Source organism: Bacteroidia bacterium, assembly GCA_040880525.1.
GTDB lineage: Bacteria > Bacteroidota > Bacteroidia > CAILMK01 > JBBDIG01 > JBBDIG01.
The window spans coordinates 21,826-36,380 of sequence record JBBDIG010000017.1; the positions used below are offsets into that span (position 1 = coordinate 21,826).

The 14,555-nt window shown below is 46.1% G+C and carries 11 protein-coding genes; 5 read left to right on the forward strand and 6 right to left on the reverse strand.

Annotated elements, in window-relative coordinates; genetic code table 11:
- Positions 1 to 44 precede the first annotated feature (44 nt).
- The 4 genes from WD077_04085 to WD077_04100 all read left to right on the forward strand — a co-directional run bounded on the left by WD077_04085 (position 45) and on the right by WD077_04100 (position 5,121).
- Entirely contained in the window at positions 45 to 1,667 is a 1,623-nt protein-coding gene (locus tag WD077_04085) for an acyl-CoA carboxylase subunit beta (GenBank protein ID MEX0966393.1), read from the forward strand.
- A 387-nt stretch (positions 1,668 to 2,054) separates the two neighbouring features.
- Complete coding sequence (locus WD077_04090; protein ID MEX0966394.1) at positions 2,055 to 2,714, forward strand: porin family protein; 660 nt, start codon at positions 2,055 to 2,057, stop codon at positions 2,712 to 2,714.
- A 158-nt stretch (positions 2,715 to 2,872) separates the two neighbouring features.
- Positions 2,873 to 4,276: a TlpA disulfide reductase family protein gene (locus WD077_04095; GenBank protein MEX0966395.1), complete on the forward strand. Its 1,404-nt coding sequence runs from the start codon at positions 2,873 to 2,875 to the stop codon at positions 4,274 to 4,276.
- Positions 4,277 to 4,662: 386 nt separating this feature from the next.
- On the forward strand, positions 4,663 to 5,121 hold the full coding sequence (locus tag WD077_04100) for a DUF1569 domain-containing protein (protein ID MEX0966396.1): 459 nt from the start codon (positions 4,663 to 4,665) through the stop codon (positions 5,119 to 5,121).
- Positions 5,122 to 5,139: 18 nt separating this feature from the next.
- Here the strand turns inward: WD077_04100 and WD077_04105 are convergent, their stop codons facing one another.
- Positions 5,140 to 5,793: a rhomboid family intramembrane serine protease gene (locus tag WD077_04105; GenBank protein ID MEX0966397.1), complete on the reverse strand. Its 654-nt coding sequence runs from the start codon at positions 5,791 to 5,793 to the stop codon at positions 5,140 to 5,142.
- Between the two features lie 112 nt (positions 5,794 to 5,905).
- Here WD077_04105 and WD077_04110 point away from each other — a divergent pair, with 112 nt between their 5' ends.
- Positions 5,906 to 6,667 (forward strand): Ku protein, encoded by a 762-nt coding sequence (locus tag WD077_04110; GenBank protein MEX0966398.1) that lies wholly within the window; start codon positions 5,906 to 5,908, stop codon positions 6,665 to 6,667.
- Positions 6,668 to 6,741: 74 nt separating this feature from the next.
- On the opposite strand, the gene WD077_04115 is transcribed toward WD077_04110, so the two are convergent.
- From WD077_04115 to WD077_04135, 5 genes are all read right to left on the reverse strand, one after another.
- On the reverse strand, positions 6,742 to 7,902 hold the full coding sequence (locus WD077_04115; GenBank protein MEX0966399.1) for an RsmB/NOP family class I SAM-dependent RNA methyltransferase: 1,161 nt from the start codon (positions 7,900 to 7,902) through the stop codon (positions 6,742 to 6,744).
- Between the two features lie 32 nt (positions 7,903 to 7,934).
- Positions 7,935 to 9,215, reverse strand: a complete 1,281-nt coding sequence (locus tag WD077_04120; GenBank protein MEX0966400.1) for an ABC transporter substrate-binding protein — start codon at positions 9,213 to 9,215, stop codon at positions 7,935 to 7,937.
- On the reverse strand, positions 9,172 to 10,764 hold the full coding sequence (gene guaA / locus WD077_04125) for a glutamine-hydrolyzing GMP synthase (GenBank protein MEX0966401.1): 1,593 nt from the start codon (positions 10,762 to 10,764) through the stop codon (positions 9,172 to 9,174). The genes WD077_04120 and guaA overlap by 44 nt, the downstream gene beginning before the upstream one ends.
- A gap of 48 nt (positions 10,765 to 10,812) precedes the next feature.
- Positions 10,813 to 11,298 (reverse strand): four helix bundle protein, encoded by a 486-nt coding sequence (locus WD077_04130; protein MEX0966402.1) that lies wholly within the window; start codon positions 11,296 to 11,298, stop codon positions 10,813 to 10,815.
- Between the two features lie 144 nt (positions 11,299 to 11,442).
- Positions 11,443 to 14,073, reverse strand: a complete 2,631-nt coding sequence (locus WD077_04135; GenBank protein MEX0966403.1) for a valine--tRNA ligase — start codon at positions 14,071 to 14,073, stop codon at positions 11,443 to 11,445.
- Positions 14,074 to 14,555: the final 482 nt, after the last annotated feature.

Consider the following 14,555-nt stretch of genomic DNA (forward strand, 5'->3'; position numbering starts at 1 on the left):
CCCCTCACAAATCCCTAAACTTGCACTCTCAAAGAATCAAAGATATGAACCTGGAGTATAATACGAACGAAGACCAGAATAAGCTGCTGTTGAGCAAAACTGAGCAATTGCTGCGAAAAATCCATGAAGGTGGCGGGGAAAAGAGGCAACAGAAGCAAAAGGCACAGGGCAAAATGCTGGCCCGCGAGCGCGTGGAATACCTCCTTGATAAGGGCACCGAGCGGATCGAGATTGGGGCATTTGCCGGCCATGAGATGTACAGGGAATATGGCGGCTGCCCGGCAGGTGGCGTTGTGGTGATGATCGGTTATGTATCGGGGCGGCAGTGCATCGTGGTAGCCAATGATGCCACAGTGAAGGCTGGGGCATGGTTTCCCATTACGGCCAAGAAAAACCTGCGGGCACAGGAAATTGCCATCGAGAACCGGCTGCCCATCATTTACCTGGTGGACAGCGCAGGCGTTTTCCTTCCGATGCAGGATGAGATTTTCCCGGACAAGGAACACTTTGGACGCATGTTCCGCAACAACGCGGTGATGAGCAGCATGGGCATTATTCAGATCTCTGCGGTAATGGGCAGTTGCGTAGCCGGTGGCGCCTACCTCCCGATCATGTCAGACGAGGCGATGATCGTGGATGGCACAGGCTCTATTTTCCTGGCCGGGCCTTACCTGGTAAAGGCTGCCATTGGTGAGGACGTAGACAGCGAGACCCTGGGCGGGGCCACAACCCACAGCGAAATTTCGGGCGTTACAGACTATAAATTTGATGACGACCCAAGCTGCCTGGATGCAATCCGCAAGCTCATGGACAAGCTGGGAAATTATGACAAGGCAGGTTTCAACCGGGAAGCACCGAAGGCACCTAAAAAAGATGTAAAGGAGATTTTCGGTCATTTCTCTTCCAGCAAACCTTATAACGTAATGGAGATCATTGACCGCCTGGTAGATGATTCTGAGTTTCAGCAATACAAGGAAGGATACGGCAAATCCATCGTGTGTGGCTACGGGCGCATTGACGGCTGGAGCGTGGGCATCGTAGCCAACCAGCGCAAAGTGGTGAAGACCAAAAAGGGCGAAATGCAGTTCGGTGGCGTCATTTATTCTGATTCGGCTGACAAGGCCGCGCGATTTATCATGATCTGCAACCAAAAGAAAATCCCTCTGGTCTTTTTGCAGGATGTCACCGGCTTTATGGTCGGCTCGCGCTCTGAGCAGGGCGGCATAATAAAAGACGGGGCGAAGCTGGTGAATGCCGTTGCGAATTCCGTGGTGCCAAAGTTCACCATCATTACCGGCAATTCCTACGGGGCCGGAAACTACGCCATGTGCGGCAAAGCCTACGACCCGCGCCTTATCGTGGCCTGGCCCACCGCCAAAATCGCAGTAATGGGAGGCGAACAGGCCGCCAAGGTATTGCTGCAAATAGAGGTAGCCTCCCTAAAGTCCAGGGGAGAAGTCATCACCCCTGAAAAAGAGAAAGAGCTATTGGACGAAATGAAGAACCGCTACGAAAGACAAACCACCCCCTATTACGCAGCCGCCCGCCTTTGGGTAGATGCCATCATCAACCCGGTGGAAACACGCAAGGTGATTTCGATGGGCATAGAAGCCGCCAACCATTCTCCGATTGAGAAGAAGTTTAATTTGGGGGTGCTTCAGACATAAGTTTTAATGTTAAATATTGAGTGCTAAATGTCAAATAAAAATAGTGAAATTAACCAAAATTCACAGACACTAAGTCACCAGGACACAAAGACACACTAAGTTTTTGCTTTGTAATTCTTTGTGAATTAGCCAGTACGTGGTAATTGGTATTAAGACTGACGTTTATAAAATTTAATAAAAAATCTTTGTGCTCATTTGTGTTTTTCGGGTCTTTGTGGAAAAAAACTTTTTAATTATAAATTATTAATTATTAATTATTAAAAAACTTTGTGTTACTTAGTGTTCTTCGTTTCTTTGTGTCTAAGCGTTTAATCAAACCTTAGTGTCCTTCGTGCCTTTGCGGCAAAAAACCAGTACTTTTGATTTCTAATTAAAGCTTTGCCGACTATGAAAATAAGAAACATAGTATTCACTACCCTTTTTGCTCTCGCCTTTTTCTCTGTCACCGCTTCTGCGCAGTCACACAAATGGCAAATTGGCGTGGAAGGCGGGCCTGGCATTTCTTCAATGAGAGGAGACACATTCTGGGATCCCTATAATCCAGCGCTGGCCTACTACTGCGGAGTTGCAGTTCAGTATAACGTTTCCAGGCATTTTTCGCTCAAGACAGGATTGGCTTTAGAGAGGAAGGGGACATACGCTGAGTTCTCTATGACAGACCAATTTGGAAGGCCGGCAGGCAAGTCAAAGATTCATAATAATTTTTATTATAGCAGTATACCCCTATTGGGCCACCTTTCTTTTGGAAATAAATTCAAGTTTTTCATAAACGCTGGCCCTTATGTAGCATTTCTGTTAAATCAGGTTATGGTTCTGAAACCGTGGCGACATCAACCTGAAATGCGGGTTGATAGGACGGAGAATTACAAAAGGCTGGATCTCGGTATTGCGGGAGGGATAGGTGTCGGAACACAACTTGGCGAGCTATTCTTTCTAAGTTTGGAAGTAAGGGACAATCTTGGTCTTTATCAAATATATGGATCTGAGCATTTTCCCAAACGTACCAATGCAGCTTATGCAATTGTAGGATTGGCATATCAATTTTAAATAAGCCAGTACTTTTTTAATTTTGAATTATAAATTTTGGATTATAAATTATTAAAAAACTTTGTGTCCCTTTGTGTTCTTCGTGTCTTTGTGTCTAAATTTTAAGTTGGATTCTATACCTTTGGCGCAACCGAGGCGAATTAAAACATTTCAGTATCATGAATTTCTCCAATTTAATTTTCCTGCTTCTCTTTGGCTTTACACCGTTTATTGCATCTGCCACGATTGTGAAAGGCACCAGCCCCTATAAGGCAAATGTGAAGCTATATTTTGCCTTACCGGAATCCGGTTATGAACAAGAGGTATTGAAATCAGCCGTTGATATGGATGGCTCCTTCTACTTTGAGTTCAATCATTCCAGCGCGGTTAGGGCATTCATTATTATAGGCCCTGAAAAATCCGCATCCCTATTTTTAGTTCCAGGGGATACTTTATCTGTTGAATTCGACATCATAGACTCTGACAGTCTTATAGTACATTTTAAAGGAGGCGAAGCTTTGGGATGTCAGTTGCTGAAGGAGGAAGAACAGGAAAGATCAGCATTTTTATTAAAAAATTATTGTTCTCCAAGAGAGCTTCCTAATCTTCATTCGGAATGTTGGGGTAGATACGACCAGTTTCGGTTGGACCGGTATCATAAAATTTGGTTGCCTTCGAATGTCCATCCTTCCTTCAAAAATTATATATATCAGGAAATATTATATTCAATTGCCACGAAAAGGATTCTTTATCCGATGTTTCATGCCTACAATTTAGGAATGAAGACAGACTCTGGCATTGTGGATTCGGATTATTATTCGTTCCTCGATACCATCCTCATTGAAAATCCTGAAGACTTGGATATTCCGGAATATCGCTCCTTTACTGGCTATTACGTATGGAATTATATACTGTCAGAGCAGAAGAGAAAAGGTTTTGAATATAATCAGGATTCCCTATATCCCATACTTTTCGATATTACTGATTCCGTTTTTACGGGAGAAATTGCCTGCTATCAAAAGACCAGGCTTGTAGAACTGGCGTTACAAAAAACACCTCACGAATCCATTCAATTGCGCTACCAAAAATTGCTGAAGGATTGTGCAGGAACGCCTTATGCTGAAAGGGCACGAAAGAATTACCGTAAGGTGGTGATGTTGAAGCCGGGCAATGTTCCACCAGCCATTGTAGCATCGACAATAAATAACGACACTTTCGATTTATCTGCTTATGCCGGCAAAACTGTAGTGCTGGATTTTTGGGCTTCCTGGTGCGCACCCTGTATTATGGATATGAGCAACTTCAGAATGCACAAGGAAGAATTGCTGAAGGAGGATGTTGTTTTCGTATATGTATCAATAGATGAAAATGAGGCGCAATGGCGAAATTCAGTGGAGATGTTGGAAATTGAAGGAATACACCTGAGGGTGTCAGGGATTAAATCGCCAATTGCAGAAGCATATAATATCTCAGGAATTCCCAAAACCTTCCTCATCAACAAACACGGCAAAATTGCCGACCCCAATCCACCACATGATCCAGATGAACTTAAGGAAGCAATCCGGGCACTGAATGCGGAGTAAAGAATCGCTTGGTTTAACTTTTATTAATTCGAAATAATTCTCAAAATTCTATAAACAAAACCTTGGTGCCCCTTAGTGTTCTTCGCGCCTTCGTGTCTAATTTAAAAGCAAAACTTAGTGCCCCTTTGTGTTCTTCGTGCCTTTGTGTCTAATTTAAAAAACAAAAACTTTGTGCTCCTTAGTGTTCTTAGTGCCTTTGTGGCAATTTTAAAAAACAAAACTTCGTGCCCCTTAGTGTTTTTCGTGTCTTTGTGTCTAAGCATTTAATCAAACCTTAGTGCTCCTTAGTGTCCTTTGTGCCTTAGTGGCTAAAATTTTAAAATAGCAAAATCGATAAATAAACCCTTTGCCTATATCCATGTTCTTAATTCCTCAAAACCTGCCCGATGAATGAACATGCCGAATTCGTTTTAATGAAAGCGCCTTCACTTTTGGAGAAGCTTGAGAAGGACACCCCCGCCCGCTGGGGTCAGATGAATGCACAGCAGATGCTGGAGCACATCATCCTCACCGTGAAAATTGCCAATGGCAAGCTTGACCCTGGCCTGGGAATTTCGCAGGAGGAGGCAGAGAAGAAAAAAGAATTGCTGCTCTCTGACAGGCTCTTTGAGCGCAATATGCATAATCCGCTGATGCCTGCCAAACCACGCCCGGCACACTATCCTTCGTTTGAGGATGCCAGGAACAAACTGCTGAACGAACTTGAGGATATGAAGGCTTTTATGCGCGAACATTCAGGGGCAATGCCTGTACATCCATTATTTGGCGCCCTCACGCTTGAAGAGTGGCTGCTGTTTCATCACAATCATATAATGCATCATTTCAGTCAGTTCGGACTGATCTGAGCGCTTTTATTGATTTCACTACCGGATCAGCCGTCTGAAAAAACCTCCGGCTACTCCGAATACAAATCCGCCTATATGCGCCCACCAGGCCACTCCACTCGTCTGGGCCGTATCTATGGAAATGCTGGCCACTCCGCTGATGACCTGCTGCACGATCCAGATGCCGAGAAAGAAAAAGGCATTCACCCGCCAGGTGGTGATGAAAAAGCCGAGAAAGACAAGCACCCTAACCTTGTTCTTAGGGTGTAGTACAAGGTAAGCACCCAATACGGCCGAGATGGCTCCGCTGGCCCCAATGCTGGGCACAACGCTCTCCATATTGAAATAAATATGTGCAGCCGAAGCTGCAAGTCCGCCTGCCAGATAGAAAAGCAGGTATTTCAGGTGGCCAAATTCGTGTTCGATGTTATCGCCAAAAACCCAGAGAAACAGCATGTTGCCGATGAGATGCATCCAGCCTCCGTGCAGAAACATGGAGGTAAAGAGCGACAAGAGATTCTGGCCCTGGAGGATTTCCACCGGGATGACTCCATAGTTCGTAAAAAAAACCGCGAGCTCTTGCTCCGTCAGGCCGAGTTCATACACAAAGCCCAGAACATTGAGTACTATAAATATCCAGTTCAGAAAAGGCGTCCGCGAGCCTTTGATGTGATCATCTCCGATCGGAAACATAATTTGTCAGGTTCATGTGGTTAAAAGAAAGAATTTCATTTCCGGCAATATCTGCCCAGAACAGGCCCATCAGGATTTTGTTATTCAACTACAATGTTAAGTTGAAAAAATTATGAGAGCAATCTGGAGTGGAAGCATTGCCTTTGGCCTGGTAAATATTCCTGTAAAACTATATTCAGCCGTGAGCCACCAATCTATGGGATTCAGGCTGCTGTGCAAAAAATGCCATACACCGGTTAAATATAAGCGCCACTGCCCCGGCTGTGAAGAAGACGTGGCATGGGACGACACCGTAAAAGGGCTGGAAATTGCCAAGGGTGAATTCCTGGTTTTTACAAAAGAAGAACTGGAAAAAATAAAACCGGAGAAAAGTGATCAAATTGAAATTGAAGAATTTGTTGACCTGAAGGAAATTGATCCTATTTATTACAACAAACCCTATTTTATTGCCCCGGCAAAAGCTAAGGAAAAGGCATATTTTCTTTTTAAAGAAGTTTTAAAAACCAGTGATAAAGTAGCGATTGGCCGTTTCGTAATGCGTGAGAAAGAATACATCTCCGCCATTCGTGATTTTGACAATGGTCTTATTCTCAGCACCCTTAATTATAAATATGAAGTGCGGGATGTAAATGACATTAAGCAACTGGAAGAACCACCGCGACTCAATAAAAAGGAACTTGAACTGGCTATTTCGCTTGTAAACCAACTTTACGAAGAAGAATTTCATGTAGAGAAATTCAAAGACACATTTGCCGAGCAGCTTAAGAAAATGATGGAGAAAAAGGAAAAGACCTACATTGAGGAGCCAAAGGCCGAGAGCACAGGGAAAGGAAAAAGCCTGATGGATGCTTTGAAGGCGAGCCTGGAGCAGTGAGTGGTGTGCTGTGTTCAGCGTTCAGCGTTCTGTGTTCCGTGTTCAGCGTTTCGTGTTTAGTTCGTGAGCTGTATTTAGGGGGTGGATAATCTTGAGGCAAAAAGTGAATCGCTTCTTTTATCATAGCCGGGAAATGCTTTTCGGGATTCTTCGGTAAGGCTGGGCCCGGCTGCCCCAATTACTTCTGAATTTTCTTTTTTAAATACCGAGCAGGTAATATAAATAATGGGTTTGCCGGGATTGAGAAATTGCTGCACGCGCTCAAGGAGTTTTTGCTGAAGTTTAGCGTATTGCTCTATTTCATTTAACTCAAAATAGCGCAGCCGCTCCGAATTGCGGGCCCAGGTGCCGGAACCTGTGCAGGGTGCATCCAGGATGATCCCGTCAAACTTTGGCAGCGCAATTTCTTCATCCTTTGTCAGATCGGCCTCCAGAACTTTCTCAGGTTTCACGCCTGCCTTCATCATTCGTGTTTTGTAATTGCTCAGAATATTTTCACGGATGTCGGTGGCATAGAGGTGAATATCCGGTTGCATATCCCAGATCAAGAGACTTTTGCCGCCAGAACCAGCGCAGCAGTCCCACCAGAATTCGCCCGGCTTGGGATTGAACATTTTGGCGGTCATTTGCGAGGAGCGATCCTGAATATCAAACCAACCCTGGCCATAACTTTTAAGCTGCGTGAGCGGAAGATCCTGCGGAAATGCCATCATCTGTCCTTCGTCTACCATGGGTTCCCAGCCCTTTTCCACAATTTCCTCCCGTACCTTTTTTTCTTCCTTCCTGATCCTGATCCAGACCCAGGGTTGTACCAGCAGGGACCTGATAAATGCCGCAGCATCAATTTCTTCCATCAACTCATCGGTATATGGAAAAATGTGCTCCAAATTAAAATCCACATGCTTTTCCAGCAAAGCCGATTTTTCGGCTAAAGGCAATTGCACATCGTCAGGTTGAAGCTGTGAAAATTCGCGAAGCCAAAAATCGAGAAACGGATCAGCCTGCGAGGATACCAGGAAATGTGCATACACCAACGCTTCCCTGGCCGGAAGATGATCCAGGCTGTGGCCGGTTCGGAAATAGTGGTAACAAAGGGAAGAATACAACCGCCTGTCGCGGCTGCCAAACTGTTTATGTTTTCGGAAAAATTGCTTCAGGTGTACATGAAAAGGCGCAGGAGGACTGTACGTTTCCAGGATTTGCAGGGCATAATTTAGCTGTACTTGTTGTTTCACTTAATTAATTTATTAAAATATAAAACAGGTAATTAAAACTTCACTCTGGTGAGTTCATCGTCCTCGTACTTAAGGAGATGCAGGTAATGATTATAATATCCACCTGTTGCTGAATCCTTTTCCATTTGATATTTGCTGTGCAGAAGCGGAAAAGTTTGGCCATCAATATAGCGCTGAAAATACTTTCCATCCTGCACCAGCCGTGAAGCGTAGAGCAGCATATCGTCATATCCCCGAAAAGCAAAATCCCGTGGTTCCTGCTTGTATTGCTCCCGGTATTTCAATACAAAATCCACGACATTCTTATCCTCATAATCCACATAAAATGAGGTGAGAATATGCACGTTTCCGTAGCTCCATACCCTCGGGTCAAAAGTCTGAAAGCTGAGCCAGTTATTAAGGCCAACAACAGTTATTTTATTTCCACGGCCTGCAATTTTATTAAACAAAGAATTTACAAAAAGCTCATCATCGGTAGGTACGAAAATGATCATATCCTCTTCAAAATCTTCATTGCTAAACTTGATGTTGCTGATGCTGCCGCTTTTCTCCACGATGTTGTTGGCGATGGCCGTATCAAGATGCTGCCGCAATTTATCCGCAATGGCTTTTTGATCCAGCAGCGGTTCCCTGACAATATAGAGCTTCTGTCCAAAAAGGGTCTTATTGAGATAATTCCCCAGCACCCGTCCATAATCCTCCTGTTGCGGTACGGAAAGGAGAAAGTAGTGATTTGTACTGCCGCTGTCTGCCACATCATAAAAAGGCGAGACAAACGGGATGCGCTTCAGAGCCGAAAATTCATAGACCATTTTTACATGGTTCCTGATCATAGGACCGATGATCAGATCAGTTTCCTTACCTGACATTTGCCTGAGCAGTTTGACTATTTCGAGCGTATCATCTTTAGTATCATGTACGTGCAAATCGAAATCTATCCCGCAGGCCTTCAGCGTGTCCAGCGCCAGGAGTGCGCCCCAATAATATTCGCTGGCAATTCTGGAAATGGCGTTATTGCGGCCCACCTCGCGTTCCTGCCAGTCCAGATGAAGGGGCAGCAGCATCGCAATGCTGTATTTGTTTTTCATCACGCGCGGATAGAGCAGGTCAAGCGTATCTATCACATTGTCAGGAGTCACCTCGCGCACATCAGGATCATCTTTAGCCGTAGGGTCTTCTTCTGCCGGTTTGTCCGCCCTCTCCGTTTTCTCAAAAAGAAAACATGAGGAAAACGTGAACGTCAGCAGCATCAGTACTAAAAGCCGGAACTTACTCCCACTCAATGGTAGCCGGAGGTTTTGAGGAAATATCATATACTACCCTGTTTATACCTTTTATCTTATTAATGATCTGATTGGAAATTTTGCTCAAAAAATCATGCGGCAAATGAGCCCAGTCAGCCGTCATTCCATCAGTCGAATATACGGCCCGCAGGCAAACTACATTTTCGTAAGTACGCTCATCGCCCATCACGCCTACTGACCGCACGGGAAGCAGAATTGTCCCCGCCTGCCATACTTCATCATAAAATCCTTCACGCTTTAATCCACTGATAAAAATATGGTCGGCTTCCTGAAGCACCTTCACCTTTTCGGCAGTAATATCGCCCAAAATACGAATGGCCAGCCCTGGTCCCGGAAATGGGTGCCGGTTCAGAATATTCTGCGGAATTTCAAGCTCCTTCCCTACCCTGCGCACTTCGTCCTTGAAAAGCGTATTGAGGGGCTCTAATGTTTTCAAATGCATTTTTTCCGGCAGCCCGCCTACATTGTGGTGGCTCTTAATTGTAGCCGAAGGCCCTTTCACGCTCACCGACTCAATCACATCAGGATAGATGGTGCCCTGCCCAAGCCATTTCACGTCCTGTATCCGATGGGCCTCACGGTCGAACACCTCGATGAAGGTGCGGCCTATGGCTTTGCGCTTTTCCTCAGGATCAGAGATTCCAGCCAGCGCATCATAAAATTCCTGCTTTGCATCCACGCCTTTGATGTTCAGTCCCATATCCCGGTAGCTGTGCAGCACTTCCTCAAATTCATCTTTGCGCAGCAGGCCATTGTCCACGAAAATGCAGAAGAGGCGGTCGCCAATGGCGCGGTCTATCAGGCTGGCGGCTACGGTGCTGTCTACCCCGCCTGAGAGGCCCATCACTACTTTGCCCTCATCGCCCACCGCGTCCCTGATCTCCTGCACTGTGGCATCCACAAAGTGGGCTGGTGTCCAGTCCTGGCTGCACCCGCAGATGTCCACAAGGAAATTCCTGAGCAGAAGCAGCCCGTCAGTGGAATGATAAACTTCAGGATGGAACTGCAGCCCGTATATTGGCTTGTCAGTGGAGTGAAATGCTGCGACCTGAACCGTCTCCGTGCTGGCGATAATCTCATAGTTTTCCGGCACCTTAAGGATTGTGTCCCCGTGGCTCATCCACACTTGCGAGTGCTGCGGAATGTCTTTCATCAGCTTGGAATCGGGATCAGCATATTGCAGGTTGGCGCGGCCATATTCACGGATGTTGCTGGCCTCTACTTCCCCGCCCTCATTTATTGCAATAAGCTGTGCTCCGTAGCACACACCAAGTACTGGAGTCCCGCCCAGCACTTTTTGCAAATCCACACGTGGTGATTGCGGGTCCTTCACAGAAGCGGGGCTGCCACTGAGGATGATGCCTTTAACTTCCGCGCCCCACTCAGGCAGGTGATTGAAGGGGTAGATCTCGCAATAGACATTCAGCTCCCGGACTTTGCGTGCAATGAGCTGGGTGTATTGTGATCCGAAGTCGACTATCAGAATTCGTTCTGGGTTCTGGGTTACGGGTTCCGGGTTCGATGTTCCGGGTTTTGGGTTGTGTGTTTCTGGTTCCATATTTTATTGAGTGGTGTTAGGTTTAATCCTTGTAAATTCAATTTAGGGTCAAACAGATTCATCGTGGGGTGCAATGAGAAATTCGTTGGGGAATTTCATTATTTCTTTAGCATACAGGACTTCTGGATCTGAAACACGATTGTTAAATTTTGAACCTTTAAAAGAAGACTGATTCAAGTAACTAATAAGTTTTCCTATTTGCCTGATGCACTGATCGAGGAGTTCATAGGTGCTTTCGAATTCCTCTTTAGAAATATAGTTTTGATCTAAGGCCCGGTACAGTTGTGATTTCAATTCTCCGGCAGAAGCCTTTGAAATACTTAGGAAGTTGGAAAATTCCTTATTTCCTCCACGTTCAAATCCCTCGGCAAAATTATCCATGATGGAACCTGCTGATGCCCTCGCCTGTCCTTGAAACCTATAATCCCGAAACCATGCTTCACGCTTGGTAAATTCATAAATAATCTTTGCTATGTTCCGGGCTTGTTGCCAAATCCGAAAATCCTCAAACCGTGTCAATTTATCCAAACTCATAATTCAATTTATTATATCATGATTTTTACAGCCTAAACCTCGAACCCAGAACCCTGAACGTTGACCCCAGAACCCCGAACGTTGAACCCTGAACCCCGAACGTTGAACCCAGAACGTTGAACCCAGAACCCAGAACCCAAAACGCTACAACCTCTTTAGACTTTCCTCCAAACTCTTAATCTTCGCCTCAGCATCCGCTTGTTTTTGCTTTTCATTTTCCAATACCTGGGCTGGGGCATTATTCACGAAGCGCTCATTTTCCAGCTTTTTCATGACCGATTGCAAGAACCCGCGCTGGTATTTCAACTCCTCATTCAGCTTCGCCTTTTCCGCCTCAGTATCAAAAGCACCAGTTCGTGGAATGTAAAATTCATCCGTTCTAATCATAAATGAAATAGCATTTTCCGGGGCCGATGGTGTTTCGCGTATTTCCTCCAGTTTGCACAGTTTTATGATTTCAACATTAAAACGGTTGTAAACCTTGCCCTGATCCTGCTTCACCAGTAAAGTCAGCTTTTCGGTACCGGCTATGCCAAATTCATTGCGGATGTTCCGTATCTGGGAAATCAGCTCCATTACCTTTTCCGTCTCTCTGAGCAACGGCTCGTCCACTTCCCTGAGCTTTGGATATTCGGCCACCGAAAGGAAATTCTGCTCCCTGCGTTCGCGGAGCGTATGATAAATTTCTTCAGAAATAAATGGCATGAAAGGATGGATCAGCTTCATCAGCATCTCGAAGAAATCCAGCGTCTGTTCGTATACCGGTTTGCAAATTTGCTCGTCCTTTCCCGGCTTCACCATTTCCAGGTACCAGGAGCAGAAGTCGTCCCAGATGAGCTTATAAATATCAATCAATACCTCGCTAATGCGGAATTCATCGTACTTCTGCTGCGTGTCGCGTACCACTTTGTCCAGCCGGGCCTGGAACCAGTTGATGGGCGCAAGTGCACTGTTTTCCAGCGCATCCGAAACGCGGCCATCGTCCTCCCAGCCTTTTACGAGCCGCAATACATTCCATATTTTATTGCAAAAATTGCGGCCCTGCCTCACCTGCTCCATGTCGAATAGCAGATCGTTGCCGGCAGGTGCAGAAAATAATACACCCGTACGCATTGCATCGGCTCCGTATTGCTTTATCAGGTCCAGTGGATCGGGGCTGTTGCCAAGTTGCTTGCTCATTTTCCGGCCCTGGCTGTCGCGGACAATTCCCGTAAAGTATACCCGCTCAAACGGTTTCGTATTCCGGAATTCGTAGCCCGCCATGATCATCCTCGCCACCCAGAAGAAGATAATGTCCGGAGCCGTTACCAAAGTGTTTGTAGGATAATAGTAGCGAATATCCTCGTTGTCAGGGTTGAGAATGCCATCGAAAACCGAGATGGGCCACAGCCACGAACTGAACCAGGTATCCACCACAGCTTCCTCCTGCCGCAAATCCTCCAGGCGGAGTGCAGCGTTTCCCGTTTTCTCTTGGGCTAGTTTCAGGGCTTCTTCTGCATTTTCGGCCACAAAATATTCATCATCGCTAATGAACCAGGCCGGGATGCGCTGGCCCCACCAAAGCTGGCGGCTGATGCACCAGTCCTTAATAATTGCCATCCAATGGCGGTAAGTATTTTTGAATTTTGAAGGAAAAAACAGCACACTGCCATCCGCTACGGCTGCGAGTGCCGGTGTTGCCAGGTCCTTCATGGTTACGAACCATTGCAACGAAAGGCGCGGTTCTATCACCACATTGGTGCGCTCGCTGTAGCCAACGTTATTGGTAATCTGCTCCACCTTTTGCAGGAAACCTTTCTCCTTCAGTTCCGCAACAATCTTTTTCCGCACGGCAAAGCGATCTTCGCCAATGTATAGCTGCGCCTTTTCATTCATGGTGGCATCCTCGTTAAGGATGTCAATAAATTCCAGCTTATGCTTCAGGCCCAGCTCATAATCGTTCAGGTCGTGTGCGGGCGTTACTTTTAGCGCACCGGTACCAAATTCCATTGTCACGTATTCATCGGCAATAATGGGCACCTCGCGGTTTATGAGCGGAACCAGCGCCTTTTGCCCCACCAGGTCTCTGTAGCGATCGTCATCCGGATGCACACATATAGCCGAATCGCCCAGGATGGATTCCGGGCGTGTGGTGGCAATCGTGATTTTCCGGTCGCTGTCCTTTATTGCATAATCCAGGTAGTAGAGATGGGACTGCTCCTCGCGGTGAATAACCTCTTCATCGCTCAAGGCAGTTTTTCCTGCCGGGTCCCAATTCACCATCCTGTAGCCGCGGTATATAAGCCCCTTGTTGTGCAAGTCCACAAATACCTTCGTCACCGATGCTGACAGCTTTTCCTCCATCGTAAACCGCGTACGGTCCCAATCGCAGGAAGCACCAAGCTTCTTCAACTGCTCCAGGATGATCCCGCCATACTTCTCCTTCCATTCCCAGGCATGTTCCAGAAATTCCTCACGGCTCACGTCCTGCTTCCTGATGCCCTTTTCGCGCAGCATATTCACCACCTTAGTTTCGGTGGCAATGGAGGCGTGGTCAGTGCCCGGTACCCAACAGGCGTTGTAGCCCTGCATCCGCGCCCTGCGCACCAGCACATCCTGGATGGTATTGTTGAGCATGTGGCCCATGTGCAGGCTCCCCGTCACGTTAGGCGGAGGAATCACAATGGTGTAGGGTTCACGAGCATCAGGCTCCGAGTGGAAAAGCTTGTTGTCCAACCACTGCCGGTACCACTTCTCCTCTATCTCGTTCGGCTCATACGTTTTGCTGATCGGCATATTGGGTCAGGATTTTTTTGAAGCGGCAAAAATAGGGGTTGTGGGGGAGGGATGGGGTAAAGAGTACGATAAGCCTCCACCCGTCCAGAGCCTTGTGATACACATCATCCAAAGTAGCAGGCATTTTAAGCAGTAAAGTCCTATAGACCAATAAAAATCCGCTAATAAAAGGATAACGGCTACATTTGACAGCGAATCCAGGACAGAAATCCGGGTCAGGCAAACTGAATATTCACTTGTATTATCCGCAACCCTATGACGATAGGCACACATGAATCAGACCTACTTTGAACAAACATTTTTATAAATGCTTTGAAAAATGACAGACACCGCAACAAATGAACAGACAAATGTCTCAGAAAATAAAACACCGATGAAAACATATAGAGCCAAATTCGACAATGCTTTGGTTTTCGGTGTCAAAAGGTATTTTCTTTCTTCCTTGAAACATGATTTTCAATCCAAAAAATAAATTAACATAA